Origin of the sequence: Sphingobium sp. SYK-6, assembly GCF_000283515.1 — a bacterium.
Taxonomy (GTDB): Bacteria; Pseudomonadota; Alphaproteobacteria; order Sphingomonadales; family Sphingomonadaceae; genus Sphingobium; species Sphingobium lignivorans.
Genome location: NC_015976.1, coordinates 2,764,782 through 2,778,171, shown reverse-complemented (window position 1 = coordinate 2,778,171; position 13,390 = coordinate 2,764,782). Strand labels below are relative to the sequence as shown.

General features: G+C 66.7%; 9 protein-coding genes. 6 read left to right on the top strand and 3 right to left on the bottom strand.

The features are described from left to right. Positions 1 to 12 precede the first annotated feature (12 nt). From SLG_RS12715 to SLG_RS12695, 5 genes are all read left to right on the top strand, one after another. Positions 13 to 1,080, top strand: a complete 1,068-nt coding sequence (locus SLG_RS12715) for an efflux RND transporter periplasmic adaptor subunit (protein ID WP_014076885.1) — start codon at positions 13 to 15, stop codon at positions 1,078 to 1,080. Further along, positions 1,080 to 4,283, top strand: coding sequence for an efflux RND transporter permease subunit (locus SLG_RS12710; RefSeq protein WP_014076884.1), 3,204 nt, complete (start codon positions 1,080 to 1,082; stop codon positions 4,281 to 4,283). Before SLG_RS12715 ends, SLG_RS12710 begins: the two co-directional genes overlap by 1 nt. Beyond that, a complete protein-coding gene (locus SLG_RS12705) occupies positions 4,280 to 4,639 on the top strand; it encodes an ArsR/SmtB family transcription factor (protein WP_014076883.1) in 360 nt (119 codons plus the stop codon). Before SLG_RS12710 ends, SLG_RS12705 begins: the two co-directional genes overlap by 4 nt. A 449-nt stretch (positions 4,640 to 5,088) precedes the next feature. Further along, complete coding sequence (locus tag SLG_RS12700) at positions 5,089 to 6,396, top strand: dicarboxylate/amino acid:cation symporter (RefSeq protein WP_014076882.1); 1,308 nt, start codon at positions 5,089 to 5,091, stop codon at positions 6,394 to 6,396. Between the two features lie 114 nt (positions 6,397 to 6,510). Next, positions 6,511 to 7,275, top strand: coding sequence for an HD domain-containing protein (locus SLG_RS12695; protein ID WP_014076881.1), 765 nt, complete (start codon positions 6,511 to 6,513; stop codon positions 7,273 to 7,275). A 38-nt stretch (positions 7,276 to 7,313) separates the two neighbouring features. On the opposite strand, the gene SLG_RS20435 is transcribed toward SLG_RS12695, so the two are convergent. Beyond that, positions 7,314 to 8,279 (bottom strand): helix-turn-helix domain-containing protein, encoded by a 966-nt coding sequence (locus SLG_RS20435; RefSeq protein ID WP_014076880.1) that lies wholly within the window; start codon positions 8,277 to 8,279, stop codon positions 7,314 to 7,316. A 173-nt stretch (positions 8,280 to 8,452) separates the two neighbouring features. Between SLG_RS20435 and SLG_RS12685 the strand changes: the two genes are divergently transcribed. Continuing rightward, positions 8,453 to 10,471, top strand: a complete 2,019-nt coding sequence (locus SLG_RS12685) for a TonB-dependent receptor (RefSeq protein WP_041392004.1) — start codon at positions 8,453 to 8,455, stop codon at positions 10,469 to 10,471. A 31-nt stretch (positions 10,472 to 10,502) separates the two neighbouring features. Here SLG_RS12685 and SLG_RS12680 read toward each other — a convergent pair whose 3' ends face one another. Both SLG_RS12680 and leuA read right to left on the bottom strand, forming a co-directional pair. Next, the gene (locus tag SLG_RS12680; RefSeq protein ID WP_014076878.1) at positions 10,503 to 11,516 is read right to left on the bottom strand and encodes an isoaspartyl peptidase/L-asparaginase family protein; all 1,014 of its coding nucleotides are present in this window, start codon (positions 11,514 to 11,516) and stop codon (positions 10,503 to 10,505) included. Next, positions 11,513 to 13,207: a 2-isopropylmalate synthase gene (gene leuA, locus SLG_RS12675; protein ID WP_014076877.1), complete on the bottom strand. Its 1,695-nt coding sequence runs from the start codon at positions 13,205 to 13,207 to the stop codon at positions 11,513 to 11,515. Before leuA ends, SLG_RS12680 begins: the two co-directional genes overlap by 4 nt. Positions 13,208 to 13,390 lie beyond the last annotated feature (183 nt).

Below are 13,390 nucleotides of genomic sequence, written 5' to 3'. Positions count from 1 at the left end.
GGAGGGCGGATCATGGCGAAGTGGCTCTGGCTGGCAGGGGCGGCACTCACGCTGTCGGCCTGTGGCGGTGAACAGGCGCGCGATCCGGCGGCGACCGCCGCGCTGCCCGCCGGGGAGACACTGCGGCTGGTGCCAGCCGAAATTGCCGACCTGAAAGCGATCGGCGCGGAAATCGCGACCCGCGATCAGGCGGAAGCGCTTGCCCGCATTCCCGGCACGCTCACGAGCCTCTCCATTCGTGCTGGCGACATGGTGCGCAAAGGGCAGCGCATCGGCATGATCGTGGATGCACGGCTCGGCTACGAGACTTCGGCTTATGGCGCGCAGGTCGCGGCCGCGCAGGCGGAAGAGGCGCGCGCCAATGCCGATCTCGCGCGGATACGCGACCTCTATGACAATGGCGTCTATGCCAAAGCCCGGCTCGATCAGGCAGTCGCCATGGCCCGCGCCGCCAATGCGCAGGTCGCCGCGACCCGGGCGCAGCAGGGCGCCAGCGCCAGCGTGGCCGGCCAGGGCGCGGTGCTGGCCCCCGCAACGGGACGGGTGCTGCGTGCAGACATTCCCGCCGGTTCCGTGGTCGCGCCGGGCATGTCGATCGCCACGGTGACCGCCGGTCCGCCGATCCTGCGGCTGATGCTGCCCGAGACTGTCGCTCCGCAGGTGCAAATCGGCGCGCCGGTGCTGGTGGATGCAAGCGACATGCCGGAAGGCGGGCGCGAAGGCCGGGTCGTGCAGGTCTATCCCGCCGTGACGGGCGGCCAGGTGCGTGTCGATGCGACGCTGCCCGGCCTTGCAGCCGATCTCGTCGGGCGGCGCGTCGGGGCGTCGATCGCCGTGGGGCGGCGCAGCGCGCTGGTCGTGCCGAAACGCTTCGTCACCACGCGCTATGGCATCGATCAGGTGCAGGTCGTGACCGCCGACAAGCGGTTGAGCATGGTCCCGGTCCAGATCGCGCCAACTGCCGAGGCCGGGAAGGTCGAGATTCTGAGCGGCGTTTCGCCTGGCGACACGCTGTTTGCGCCGCAGGGCGCGCGCCCCGGAACCGCGAGTCCCCAGCCTGCCGACAAGGTGCCGGGCTGATGAATCTCGGCATCTCCGGGCGCCTCACGCGCGCCACGATCGATTCTCCCCTGACGCCGCTGTTCCTGCTTGCGGCGTTGGCCGTTGGTCTGCTGGCTCTCTTCTCCATCCCCCGCGAGGAGGAGCCGCAGATCAGCGTGCCGATGGTCGACATTCAGGTGATGGCGCCGGGCCTGAGTGCGGCGGACGCCACCGAGCTGGTCGGCATTCCGCTGGAAACGATCGTCAAGAGCGTGGACGGGGTGGAGCATGTCTACACCCAGGCGCAGGACGACGGCGTGATGGTGACCGCGCGCTTCCTGGTCGGATCGGACCCGGAGGATGCAGCCATCCGCATCGAGGAGAAGCTCCGGGCGAACTGGGATCGCAAGCCGATCGGCGTGCCCGATCCCAAAGTGACCGTGCGCGGAATCAATGACGTCCCGGCAGTCGTGCTGACGCTCACCCCGCGTCCGGATGCCGCGGGCCAGTGGACGGATGCGAGCCTCTATGAACTTGCCGCCCGGCTGAGAACGGAGATCGCGAAGGTGGATGATGTGGGGCTGACCTTCATCGTGGGCGGCCGTCCCGAGGAAATCCGCATCGCGCCCGATCCCGCGAAACTGCGCCAATATGGTGTGCCGCTCGGCAGCCTCATCGAAGCGGCTTCGCAGGCCAACCGCAGCTTCCCGCTGGGCACGGTGCGGGAGGACGGCAAGGCCGTGACGGTGACGGCGGGGCGCACGCTCTCCTCGGCGCAGGACGTCGGCCTGCTCACCGTGCGCGCGGCCTCCGGCGCGCCGGTCTATCTGCGCGATGTGGCACAGGTAACGCAGGGGCCGCGAGAGGATCAGGCGCGCGCATGGCGCTGGGCCAAGACGGGCGAGGCATGGCATTCCGCTCCGGCGGTCAGCCTGGCCATCGCCAAGCGGGCGGGCGCCAACGCGGTCGTGGTTTCTGACGCGATCCTGGAGCGCGTCGAGAGCCTGCGCGGTACGCTGCTGCCGCAGAGCGTGGAGGTCTCGGTCACGCGCAACTACGGCGAGACGGCGAACGAGAAGGCGAACGAACTGCTCTTCCATCTCGGCCTCGCGACAGTCTCCATCGTCGCGCTGATCGGCTTTGCCATCGGCTGGCGGGAAGCGGCCGTGACGGCGGTGGTCATTCCCACCACGATCCTGCTCACGATGTTCGCCTCGAACCTGATGGGCTACACGATCAATCGCGTCAGCCTGTTCGCGCTGATCTTCTCCATCGGCATCCTCGTCGATGATGCGATCGTGATGATCGAGAACATTGCCCGCCACTGGGCCATGAACGACGGGCGCACGCCGACGCAGGGTGCGATCGAGGCGGTGGCCGAAGTGGGCAACCCCACGGTGGTGGCGACGCTCACCGTGGTCGCCGCGCTGCTGCCCATGCTGTTCGTTTCCGGGCTGATGGGCCCTTATATGGCGCCCATCCCGGTCAATGCCTCGGCGGCGATGATCTTCTCCTTCTTCGTGGCGGTGGTGATCGCGCCGTGGCTGATGATCCGCTTCGCTCGCAAGACGCTGGCCGCCGGACATGGCCATGACGAAAGTGGCGGCCGGCTTGGTCAGATCTACGCCAGGGTCGCGCATCAGGTGATCGACAGCCGCAAATCCGCCTGGCGCTTCCTCATCGGTGTCGGCATCGCCACGCTGGTTGCCTGCTCGATGTTCTACTTCAAGGCCGTGACCGTGAAGCTGCTCCCCTTCGACAACAAGTCGGAAGTGCAGGTGATTGTCGACATGCCCGAAGGCACGTCGCTGGAAGGCACGGGCAGGGTGCTGGAGGATGTCGCCGCGGTCGTGCGCGCGCTGCCGGAAGCGACGGCGATGGAAGCCTATGTCGGCACCTCCGCGCCGTTCAACTTCAATGGGCTCGTGCGCCATTATTTCCTGCGCGCGCAGCCCGAGATGGGCGACATCATGGTCACGCTGCTGCCGAAGGGCGATCGTGACCGTTCCAGCCATGCCATCGCGCTGGACCTGCGCGAGCGGCTGAGCGCCCTCGGGCTGCCGGCGGGCGCTTCGGTCAAGGTGGTCGAGACGCCGCCCGGGCCGCCCGTGCTCGCCACGCTGCTGGCAGAGGTCTATGGCCCTGACGCCGCCACACGCCAGAAAACAGCGACGGAGCTGGAAGCGATCTTCCGGTCCGTGCCCTTCATCGTCGACGTGGACAACAGCTTTGGAACCGAGCGGCCCCGGCTGCGGCTGGAGTTCAAACGCGACCGGATCGACTATTATGGCCTGTCCGAGCGGCAGGTGGCGGACAGTGTCGGCATGCTAATGGGCAGCCAGACCATCGGTTACGCGCCGCGCGGTGACGGGCGCACGCCGCTCCCCATCACCATCGCGCTGGAACAGAAGGATCGCAGCTGGACGCAGGGCCTTGCCGAAACCCCGGTGGCGCAGGGGCCCGGCGGCCAGCTCATCGATCTGGGCGCCGTGGCGGACGCGCGGATGGAACAGGGCAGCCGCGCGATCTTCCGCCGGGACGGGCGCTTCGCCGACATGGTGACGGCCGAGCTGGCCGGTGCCTATGAAGCGCCGATCTATGGCATGATCGAAGTCAATCGCGCCGTGGATGCCTATGACTGGGCAGGCAAGGGGCTGGTGAAACCGGAGATACGCCTCAACGGTCAACCGCAGGATGAATCGAAGCCCAGCCTGTTGTGGGATGGTGAGTGGGAAATCACCTGGGTGACGTTCCGCGACATGGGCGCCGCATTCATGGTCGCGCTGCTCGGCATCTATATTCTGGTCGTCGCCCAGTTCCGCAACTTCAAGCTGCCGCTGGTCATCCTCACGCCCGTGCCGCTGACCCTGGTGGGCATCGTCATCGGCCATATGCTGTTCGGCGCGCCGTTCACGGCCACCTCGATGATCGGCTTCATCGCGCTCGCTGGCATCATCGTGCGCAATTCGATCCTGCTCGTCGATTTCATCCGCCACACCGCCGCGCCGGACAAGCCGCTGCGCGCCGTGCTGCTGGAGGCGGGCACCATCCGCTTCAAGCCGATCGTGCTGACGGCGGCGGCCGCGATGATCGGCGCGGCGGTGATCCTCACCGATCCGATCTTTCAGGGCCTCGCGATTTCGCTTCTGTTCGGCCTTGCCTCCTCGACGCTGCTGACCGTGCTGGTTATTCCGGCCATCTATATCGTGCTCAGGGATGACGGGAGGCCCGCGACCGAATGATGATGATGTCCCACATGGCGATGGGCCAGCTCTGCGAGCGGGCGACGGAAGTCGCCGGCCTGCTCAAGCTGGTCGCCAACGAGCAACGGCTGCTGCTGCTTTGCCGGTTGCGCGAGGGCGAGGCATCCGTCGGCGAACTGGTGGGCCTGTGCAGCCTTTCCCAATCCAGTGTCTCCCAGCACCTGGCCAAGATGCGCGAGGGGGGCATCCTCCAGACCCGACGAGAAGCGCAGACGATCTACTATCGGCTGGCCAACCCGCATGTGGAAGCACTGATGATGTTCCTGTGCGACAGGTTCGCGGGCGGCATGGACTCGAATGGCGGGGAGAGTCCCCCGGCAGCCAGCGCGGGATAAGCGCCGCAGGCTGATTCGCGAGGTCGTCGCGGGACTGGCACCCATCAGGATGGGATGGCGGCCGCGGATTGCGCGACCGCTCCACGCGTGACTGAATGACGCTCCAAGACCGCACAGCGGTCTGGAAGTTGACAAAGATGAGGACACGTCGGCCTCATCTTCCGCTTCCCTGAACTTTGCGGCGGGTCCGATGCGGCGGGCGCCAGACCCCGCCCCGGCAGGCCTGCGCAGCCTGACCGGACGTTGGAACGCTTCAATAAGAAAGAGCCCTGTCTTGCTCCTCCTGTCGGCAGGAAGAGCTATTCGGCAAGGCTGCCATGACAGAGGGGGTGTAGGACAGGGGAAAGCGAGGCCGCCGGGTCGTCACGGAACCGCTGAAGGCAGCGGGGCATTGCTCCTTTCCGGATTTCCGATACTGAAAGCGAGCCCGGACGCGGTATCGCCGCGCAGTGGCGCGTTTTTCTGTGAGCGGCGAGAGCCGTCTGATCGCGAGGCTCTGCTGCATGTCCAATGCCGGGTTCATCCTCATTGCCCTGATCCTGGGCCTTGTCCTCGGGCTATTGGGGGATGCCTATGCCACGGGTCTGGCGTCCGGCATCACGGCAGTGACCGATCCCGTGGGGAGCCTGTGGCTCAACGGCTTGCGCATGACGGTCGTCCCTCTCGTCGTTTCCCTGCTCATCACGGGCGTGGCGCAGGCGGCGCGGGCGGCGCGGGCGGGACGCATCGCGGGACTGGCGCTGGGGTGGATCCTCGCGGCCATGGCGATCTCCGGCACCACGGGGGCGTTTCTGACGCCTCTCCTCATCCAGCTCTGGCCGATGCCTGCCGGATCGGCCGATGCCCTGAAGGCGGCGCTCGGTAGTGGCGTCGAGGTCGCGGCCGTGCCGCCCTTCGGTGAGTTCCTGACCACCATCGTGCCGACAAACCCGGTGGCGGCAGCGGCAAGCGACGCCATCCTGCCGCTGCTGGTGTTCACCGGCGCTTTCGCTTTTGCCATCACGCGGTTGCCGGAGGCGTCGCGCGGCCAGCTCACCGGTTTCTTCGCCGCGACGGCGGATGCGCTCATCATCGTCATCGGCTGGGTGCTGCGGCTGGCTCCGATCGGCGTCTTCGCGCTGGCCTTCGGTGTCGGTGCCCGCTCCGGCGCCGCGATCTTCGGCGCCGTGCTCCATTATGTGATCGTTCTCTCGTCGGTCGGCATCTTCATCGCGCTGGTCGCTTATCTGGTGGCGGTGCTGGGCGGCCGCATCGCGTTGCGGGACTATGCGCGCGAGATCGTGCCTGTCCAGGCGCTGGCGATCAGTACCCAATCCTCGCTGGCGTGCCTGCCGATCATGCTGCGCAAGGCCCGCCAGCTCGGCGTCCATGAGTCCACGGCCGATGTCGTGCTGCCGATGGCAGTGGCGCTGCTGCGCGCGACGGGGCCGGCCATGAACATCGGCGTCGCGCTGTATGTCGCGCACTGGTTCGGCGTGACGGTCGGCCCCGCACAGCTTGCGATGGCGATCCTCGTCTGCGTGCTCACCTCGCTCAGCTCGGTCAGCTTGCCGGGGCAGATCAGCTTCGTGACGGCGATCGCACCGATCTGCATCGTGCTGGGCGCACCGGTGGAGCCGCTCGCGCTGCTGCTGGCCGTGGAAACGATACCGGACATTTTCCGCACGCTCGGGAATGTCATGATGGACATCTCCGTCACGACGGCGATTGGCCAGCGCGACGGTATTTCGGAGGCGGAGGCACGGGACGTCCTGTAAAAGGAAGCGCCTGTGCCCCGCCCACCCCATGTTGCTGTTCATCGGCCGTGATGGGCTGGCCTCCGCCGGCCGCGAGCGCTAGAGTTGGGAAACGCATTTTTTCAGGAGAGCGGCATGGCTTCCCTTTCCGAGCGTGCCGATGCGCTCGAACATGAAATGAGCATGGAGCTGGAGCGCAAGGTGGCGCAGCGCCAGCCCATCCGCTCGGCCATCTATCGGTCGGGCGAGCATGATCCTTCCGGCCCCGGACACGACCTGTTCGATGCGCTGGCGGCCGGCAAGAAGTTCCTCATGGGGCCGGACCCGCGCATTCCCCCGATGCCGGAAAAGCCGACGCTCATGGACTTCTTCCGCTTGCGTTTCGGCAATACCCAGCATGTCATGCAGAGCGCGCGCCTTGCCATGAAGAATGGGCATGACGAGAAAGTGGTGCTGGCCTGCCTGCTGCATGACATCAGCGTCACCGGCTTCATCTGCGGCGATCACGGCTATTGGGGCGCGGCGATGGTCGAGCCTTATGTCGATGAGGAAGTGAGCTGGGCCATCCGCGCCCATCAGGTGCTGCGCTTCTTCCCCGATCCGTCCGTGGGCTACGCCTATCCGGAAGCCTATATCAAATATTTCGGGGCCGACTTCGTCCCCGAACCCTATGTCCGCGAAGCCTATGAGCGCTTCCGCGACCATCGTTACTACATGACCGGCCGCCTGATCTGCCTCAACGACTATTATGCGTTCGATCCCGAGGTGATGGTGGAACTCGAGGAATTCGAGGACGTCATCGGTCGCAATTTCCGGCAGCCGGAGGAGGGCCTCGGCTTCGATCACAGCCCGGCCGCGCATATCTGGCGGACGATCAGCATGCCGACCCGCGCGCTGTAGAGAGGGAGGCTTGCCTGGCGCCTGCCGGGGCAGCGTCTTCAGTGCGGTATGCGCACCCGGGCGCGCCACTGGCCCGGCGTTTCCTCGAACCGCCGCTTGAAGGCGCGGGCGAAATGCGCAGGGTCCTCGAAACCGTTGGCGAAGGCGATCTGCGAGATCGGGGCATTGGCCCAGCGGGGATCGCGCAGGTCGTCCGCCGCGCGCTGCAGGCGGCGGTTCCAGATCTGACCGGTGATCGAGAGGCCCAGCGCGTCCCGCATGAGCTGGTCGAGTCGCCGCCGGCTGATATGCTGCGCCCGGGCGACCTGTTCGGCGGAAAGATCCGGGCTCGGCAGGTTCATCTCGATGAAGTCCAGCGCCTTCTGAACGCGCCAGTGGACCGTCTCCAGATCGCAGGCGAGGCCCGAGGTGGCGCCCAGCATGTGAATGATCGCATTCATCGCGGCGTTCTGCTGCGCCTCGCGCAGTTCGTTGGCGACGTGCAGGAGATGGATCAGCGTCTGCGCCAGCAGCTGCGTGCCCGGATCGCGGCACGAAATGATCGTCGCGACGAGATGCTCCAGTTCGGGGAAGCGATTGAGCGCAAGCATGCGGGGCATGCGCAGCAGCATGAACTGGCTGCAGCCCGTGCCGATCAGCCGGAAAGGCTGGCGTTCGTCGATGAAGCAGATGTCGCCCGGGCCGAGCTCGCAATGACGCTGGCGCTGAAAGGCCACCATCGAGCCATCTGTCTGCAGCATCAGCGTGAGATGCTGGCCCGTTTCGTTGACGGCCCGCGGGACATAAGCCACTTCGGCCGGCGCGGAGGTAATGGCGAAAAGGGCGCCCTGGCCCATGCGGCTATGCTGGATCGATCCGATGCTCGGATGCGGTTCGATGGTGTCGATACGCAGGCCAGGAAAGATGGCCGGCGCCGCACCGGTCCATATGTCCGCGCGCCGTTCTCCCTCGACCCCGCTCAGGTCGACGACCGATGAGAGCCCCTCCAGGTTCACTGTGCCCATTTTCTTATCCGTCCTTTCCTGACCATCGGCCAAAGAGCAAGACGTGTCAAAGAGATAAGGCGGTGCGGTGCAACACGATCGCAAGAAATGGAACGGGGTTGCATGAGCGCTGCAGGCCGACTGCGTTCCGGCGCCGAGTTGCCAAGCCACCGGCCATGCGGCAAGAGGCCCCCATGATCCTTCGTAAGCTCAGTATTTCCCTTTGCGCGACCGCTGCCATGGCCGCACCCGACCCATTGCTGGCGGAGGCGCCTCCCTCGCCGGAGGATATCATCGTGCTGGGGCGAGGGCTGGACTTGCCGCCCGGCACTCCGGCTTACGGATCAGTCACGATCGGGCGGGAGCGGCTGGAGGAAGACGCCTCCGGAAGCGTCGAGCACGCTCTGGCGGACGTCGCCGGCTTTCAGCAGTTCCGCCGGTCGGACAGTCGCTCCGCCAATCCCTCGGCGCAGGGTGTCACGCTCCGCGCGCTGGGGGGCAATGCCACCAGCCGGGCGCTCGTGCTCCTTGATGGCGTACCGCTGGCCGATCCTTTCTTTGGGTCCATCCCGTTCAACGCCTTGCCGCTCGAGACCATCGGCGCGGTTCGCATCACGCGCGGCGGCGGCGCCGGCGCATTCGGGGCGGGGACGGTGGCCGGCACCATCGAGCTGTTCAGCGCGGACCGGGCGCAGCTTCCGCTGTTTGGCGCCACGGCGCTTTACGGCTCGCGCGATGCCCAGCAAGTGAACGCATCATTCTCGCCCGATCTGGGGGCGGGCTTCGTTTCTCTTTCGGGGAGCTTCTCCCGGGGCGACGGCTTCTGGACGACGCCGGCCGACCAGCGCGGCCCGGCAGATGTGCCCGCTCGCTACCGGAGCTGGTCCGTGACGCTACGGGGCGTCGCGCCGGTGGGGGACACGGGCGAGATACAGGCCCGCGTCAATCTCATGCGGGATGATCGTACCCTGCGGTTCGCCGGGGCCGATAACGGACAGGCGGGGCAGGATGCCAGCCTGCGCTACCTGTCGCGCGGGCGCTGGCAGGTCGAAGCCCTCGCTTATGTCCAGCTTCGCAATTTCGACAACATCGTCATCAGTTCCAGCAGCTTCCGCCCGACGCTCGATCAACGCAACACGCCTTCGACCGGCCTTGGCGGCAAGGTAGAGATCCGCCCGCCCGTTGGAGCCGATCACGTGCTGCGCATCGGTGTGGACAGCCGTTTCGCCACGGCCGACATGTATGAGGAGACCCTGAACGCCACGACCGGCGCCGCCATGGTGCGGCGGGATGCGACCGGCCGGCAGGTCACCAGCGGCGTCTATATCGAGGATGACTGGACGCTCGGCGACGTCGTGCTGACAGCCGGCGCGCGCGCGGATCGCTGGGAGATCAGCCGCGGGCGGTTCACGGAACGCAACGCGACGACCGGCGCCGTGAGCACGACCGTTCATCCCGACCGCAGCGACTGGGAGGCAAGCGTGCGCGGCGGGCTGCTCTGGCGGACATCCGAGGGGCTTTCCCTGCGCGCGGCGGGGTATACGAGCTTCCGCCTGCCCACCATCAATGAGCTGTATCGCGGCTTCACCGTGTTCCCGGTGGTGACGCAGGCCAATGCCGCGCTCTCGCCCGAACGGCTGAAGGGCGGGGAAGGGGGAATCGACCTGACGCCCGTTCCCGGCGTTCGCCTGTCCCTGACCGGCTTCTACAACCGGCTGGAGAACGCCATCGCTAATGTGACGATCGGCACCAACACGCGCCAGCGGCGCAATGTGGACGCCATCGTCAGCAAGGGCGTGGAACTGACCGGGGCGATAGAGGCCGGCACATTCGATCTCTCCGCCTCTTATGCCTTCAATGACAGCAAGGTCGAGGCGAGCGGCAATGCCGCGCCGCTGGACGGCATGCGGCCGGCGCAGAGCCCGCGCCACAGCGCCAGCGCCACCCTGGGATGGCGCGCACCGGCGCAGGCCCGGCTCGCGCTCACGGCGCGCTATGTGGGGCCGCAATTCGAGGACGATCTGGAAACGGACCGGATGCCGGGCGTGCTCACGTTCGACGGCTATGCGCGCGTGCCGCTCACGCCCAACGTTGCGCTGGTGGGCCGCGTCGAGAATCTGCTGGATGCGACCATCCTCACGCGCAAGGTAGGCGAGAGCATCGACCTCGGCACGCCGCAGACCTTCTGGCTCGGCCTGCGGATCGGGGCCTGAGGCTCCGGAAGCCGCGCTGTCCCGGGCGGCCTTATTCGTCGCCGTAGATGGCAACCTGCGGCGCTTGCCCCGCCGTCATGCGGCCGCGGTACATGCCCGGCGTGTTGAAGGAGAAGGCGCCTTCCCCTTTGGCCGGCACCACGATGACGCCGCCATCGCCGCCCATGGCCAGCGTTTCCGCCTGCACCGTGTCGGCGGCGACCTGCGCATTCTCCCCGGCGAAGCGGATGCGCGCGCAGATCTCGTGCGCCACGCCTTCCCGGATATAATATTCACCGGCGCCCGTTGCCGAGACCGCGCAGGCGCGGTCGTCCGCATAAGTGCCGGCGCCGATGACGGGCGAGTCGCCCACGCGTCCGGGAGTCTTGCCGGTTAGTCCGCCCGTGGAGGTGGCGGCGGCGAGATGGCCCCGGCTGTCCCGGGCAACGGCGCCCACCGTCCCGTACTTGAACTCCGGATTCGTAAGCCGCGCCGCGCCCTGACCCCGAGCCCGCAGATCCTGAAGCTGCTGCCAGCGCAGCTCGGTGCGGAAATAGGCCGGATCGGCCTGCTCCAGCCCGGCCTCGATCGAGAATGCGTCCGCCCCGGGGCCGACGAACATGACGTGCCTGCTCTTCTCCATCACCGCGCGCGCGAGCGAGACGGGATTTTTCGTGCGCGTCACGCCGGCGACCGCGCCCGCCCGGCGTGTCGAACCTTCCATGATCGCCGCGTCCATTTCGTTGGTGCCGGCGGACGTGAACACTGCGCCGCGCGCTGCATTGAAATGAGGGGAATCCTCAAGAACGCGCACGGTTGCTTCCACCGCATCGAGCGCGGTCCCGCCCCGATCGAGCACGGCCCCGCCGGCTTCGAGCGCGCTCCTGAGAGCCGCGCGAATCTCGGCGTCCCGTTCCGGCGTCATGTTCGCGCGCTCGATGACGCCGGCCCCGCCATGGATCAGCAGGGTCCAGGGCTCCGCGGCACCGGCCGGCGCTGCCGAAAGGAACGCCAGCGCCGCCGCGAGAAACGAAGCGCGCGCCTTTCCGGCCGGTCCGCGCATCATGCGGCGCTGGCGGAGGTCAGCACGCGCCGTTCCAGCCCGTTGGCGACCGAGAGCACGGCCTGTACGGACGCCGTGGCGATGTCCTCGTCGAGGCCGACGCCGAACACCGTGTGCCCGTCATCGGTACGGCATTCGACATAGGCCGCCGCATGGACATCGCGACCCGTGCCGATGGCATGCTCGCTATAGTCGACGACGTCGAGGCCGATGCCCAGTTCCTCGCGCAGGGCGGAGAGCACCGAGGAGATCAGGCCATTGCCGCGCCCGGAAATGCTGCGCTCCTCGCCATTATGGGCGATCTTGCCGGTGAAGACGCGCTGACCCGCCGGTCCGCTCTCGAAATAATCGACCAGCGAATAGGGCTGGGGGCCGGTGAGGCAATAATGCTGCTCGAACGCATCCCAGATGTCGCTCGCATGCAGTTCGCGGCTCGACGAGTCGGCCAGGTCCTGCACCACTTTCGAGAAGTCGCCCTGCATGCGCTTGGGAAGCTTCAGGCCCTTGTCCTGCTGCAGGACCCACGCGACGCCACCCTTGCCGGACTGCGAGTTGACGCGGATCACTGCTTCGTAGGAGCAGCCGATGTCGGCCGGGTCGATCGGCAGATAAGGCACGTCCCAATATTCGTCATTGCGCTGTTCCTGCGCCGCAAAGCCCTTCTTGATCGCATCCTGGTGACTGCCGGAGAACGCCGTGAACACCAGATCGCCTGCATAGGGATGGCGCGGGTGGACGGGGAGCTGGTTGCAGTAAGTGACGGTCTGCACGACTTCCTCCATGTTGGAGAAGTCGAGCCCGGGCGCGACGCCCTGCGTGTACATGTTGAGGGCGACGGTCACGAGGTCGCAATTGCCGGTGCGCTCGCCATTGCCGAACAGGCAGCCTTCGACGCGGTCGGCGCCCGCGAGCAGCCCCAGTTCGGCGGCGGCGACACCCGTGCCCCGGTCATTGTGCGGATGGAGGGAGATGACGACGCTGTCCCGATCCCGGATGTGGCGGCAGAACCACTCGATCTGGTCGGCGTAGATATTGGGCGTCGCTGCTTCCACGGTCGCCGGGAGATTGAGGATCAGCGGCTTCTCGGGCGTGGGGCGCAGAATGTCCATCACCGCCTCGCAGCATTCCAGGCTGAAATCCAGCTCGGCGGTCGAGAAGGTCTCGGGACTATATTCGAAGGACCAGTCCGTGTTCGGCTGCTTTGCCGCTTCGTCGCGGATGATCTTCGCGGCGTTGATCGCGATGTCCTTGATCTGCGGTCGGTCCATGTTGAACACGATCCGCCGCCAGGCCGGAGACACGGCGTTGTAGACATGCACGATCGCCTGCTTCGCGCCTTCCAGGCTCTCGAAGGTTCGTTCGATCAGGTCACGGCGCGCCTGTGTCAGCACCTGCACGATCACATCGTCTGGAATGCGCCCCGAGCGCACCAGCCCGGAAATGAAATCAAATTCGGTCGCGCCCGCGGAAGGGAAGCCGACCTCGATCTCCTTGAGCCCGATCCGGGTCAGGAGCTCGAAGAAGCGAGTCTTCTTCTCCGTATCCATCGGATCGATGAGGGCCTGATTGCCGTCGCGCATGTCCGTGGAGAGCCAGCGGGGCGGCTTGGTGATCGTGCGCGAGGGCCATTGCCGGTCCGGCAGGTCGACTTGCGGGAAAGGGCGGTACTTACGGGAAGGATCGATCAGCATCATGGGTCAGCTATTTCGCCTTTGCCGGAAAAAGCAGCGGACAGGCCGCGCCGACTCGCTCCGGTCGTTTGAGTCTCGATTGTGACTTTCCGAATGCCCTTAGGCGCAGGGTGCCGCCTGCGGCAACCGCATGGTCGCGCCTAAGGGCGCGTAAGTCGCGTAAGGCGGATGATCGAGATCCGGTAC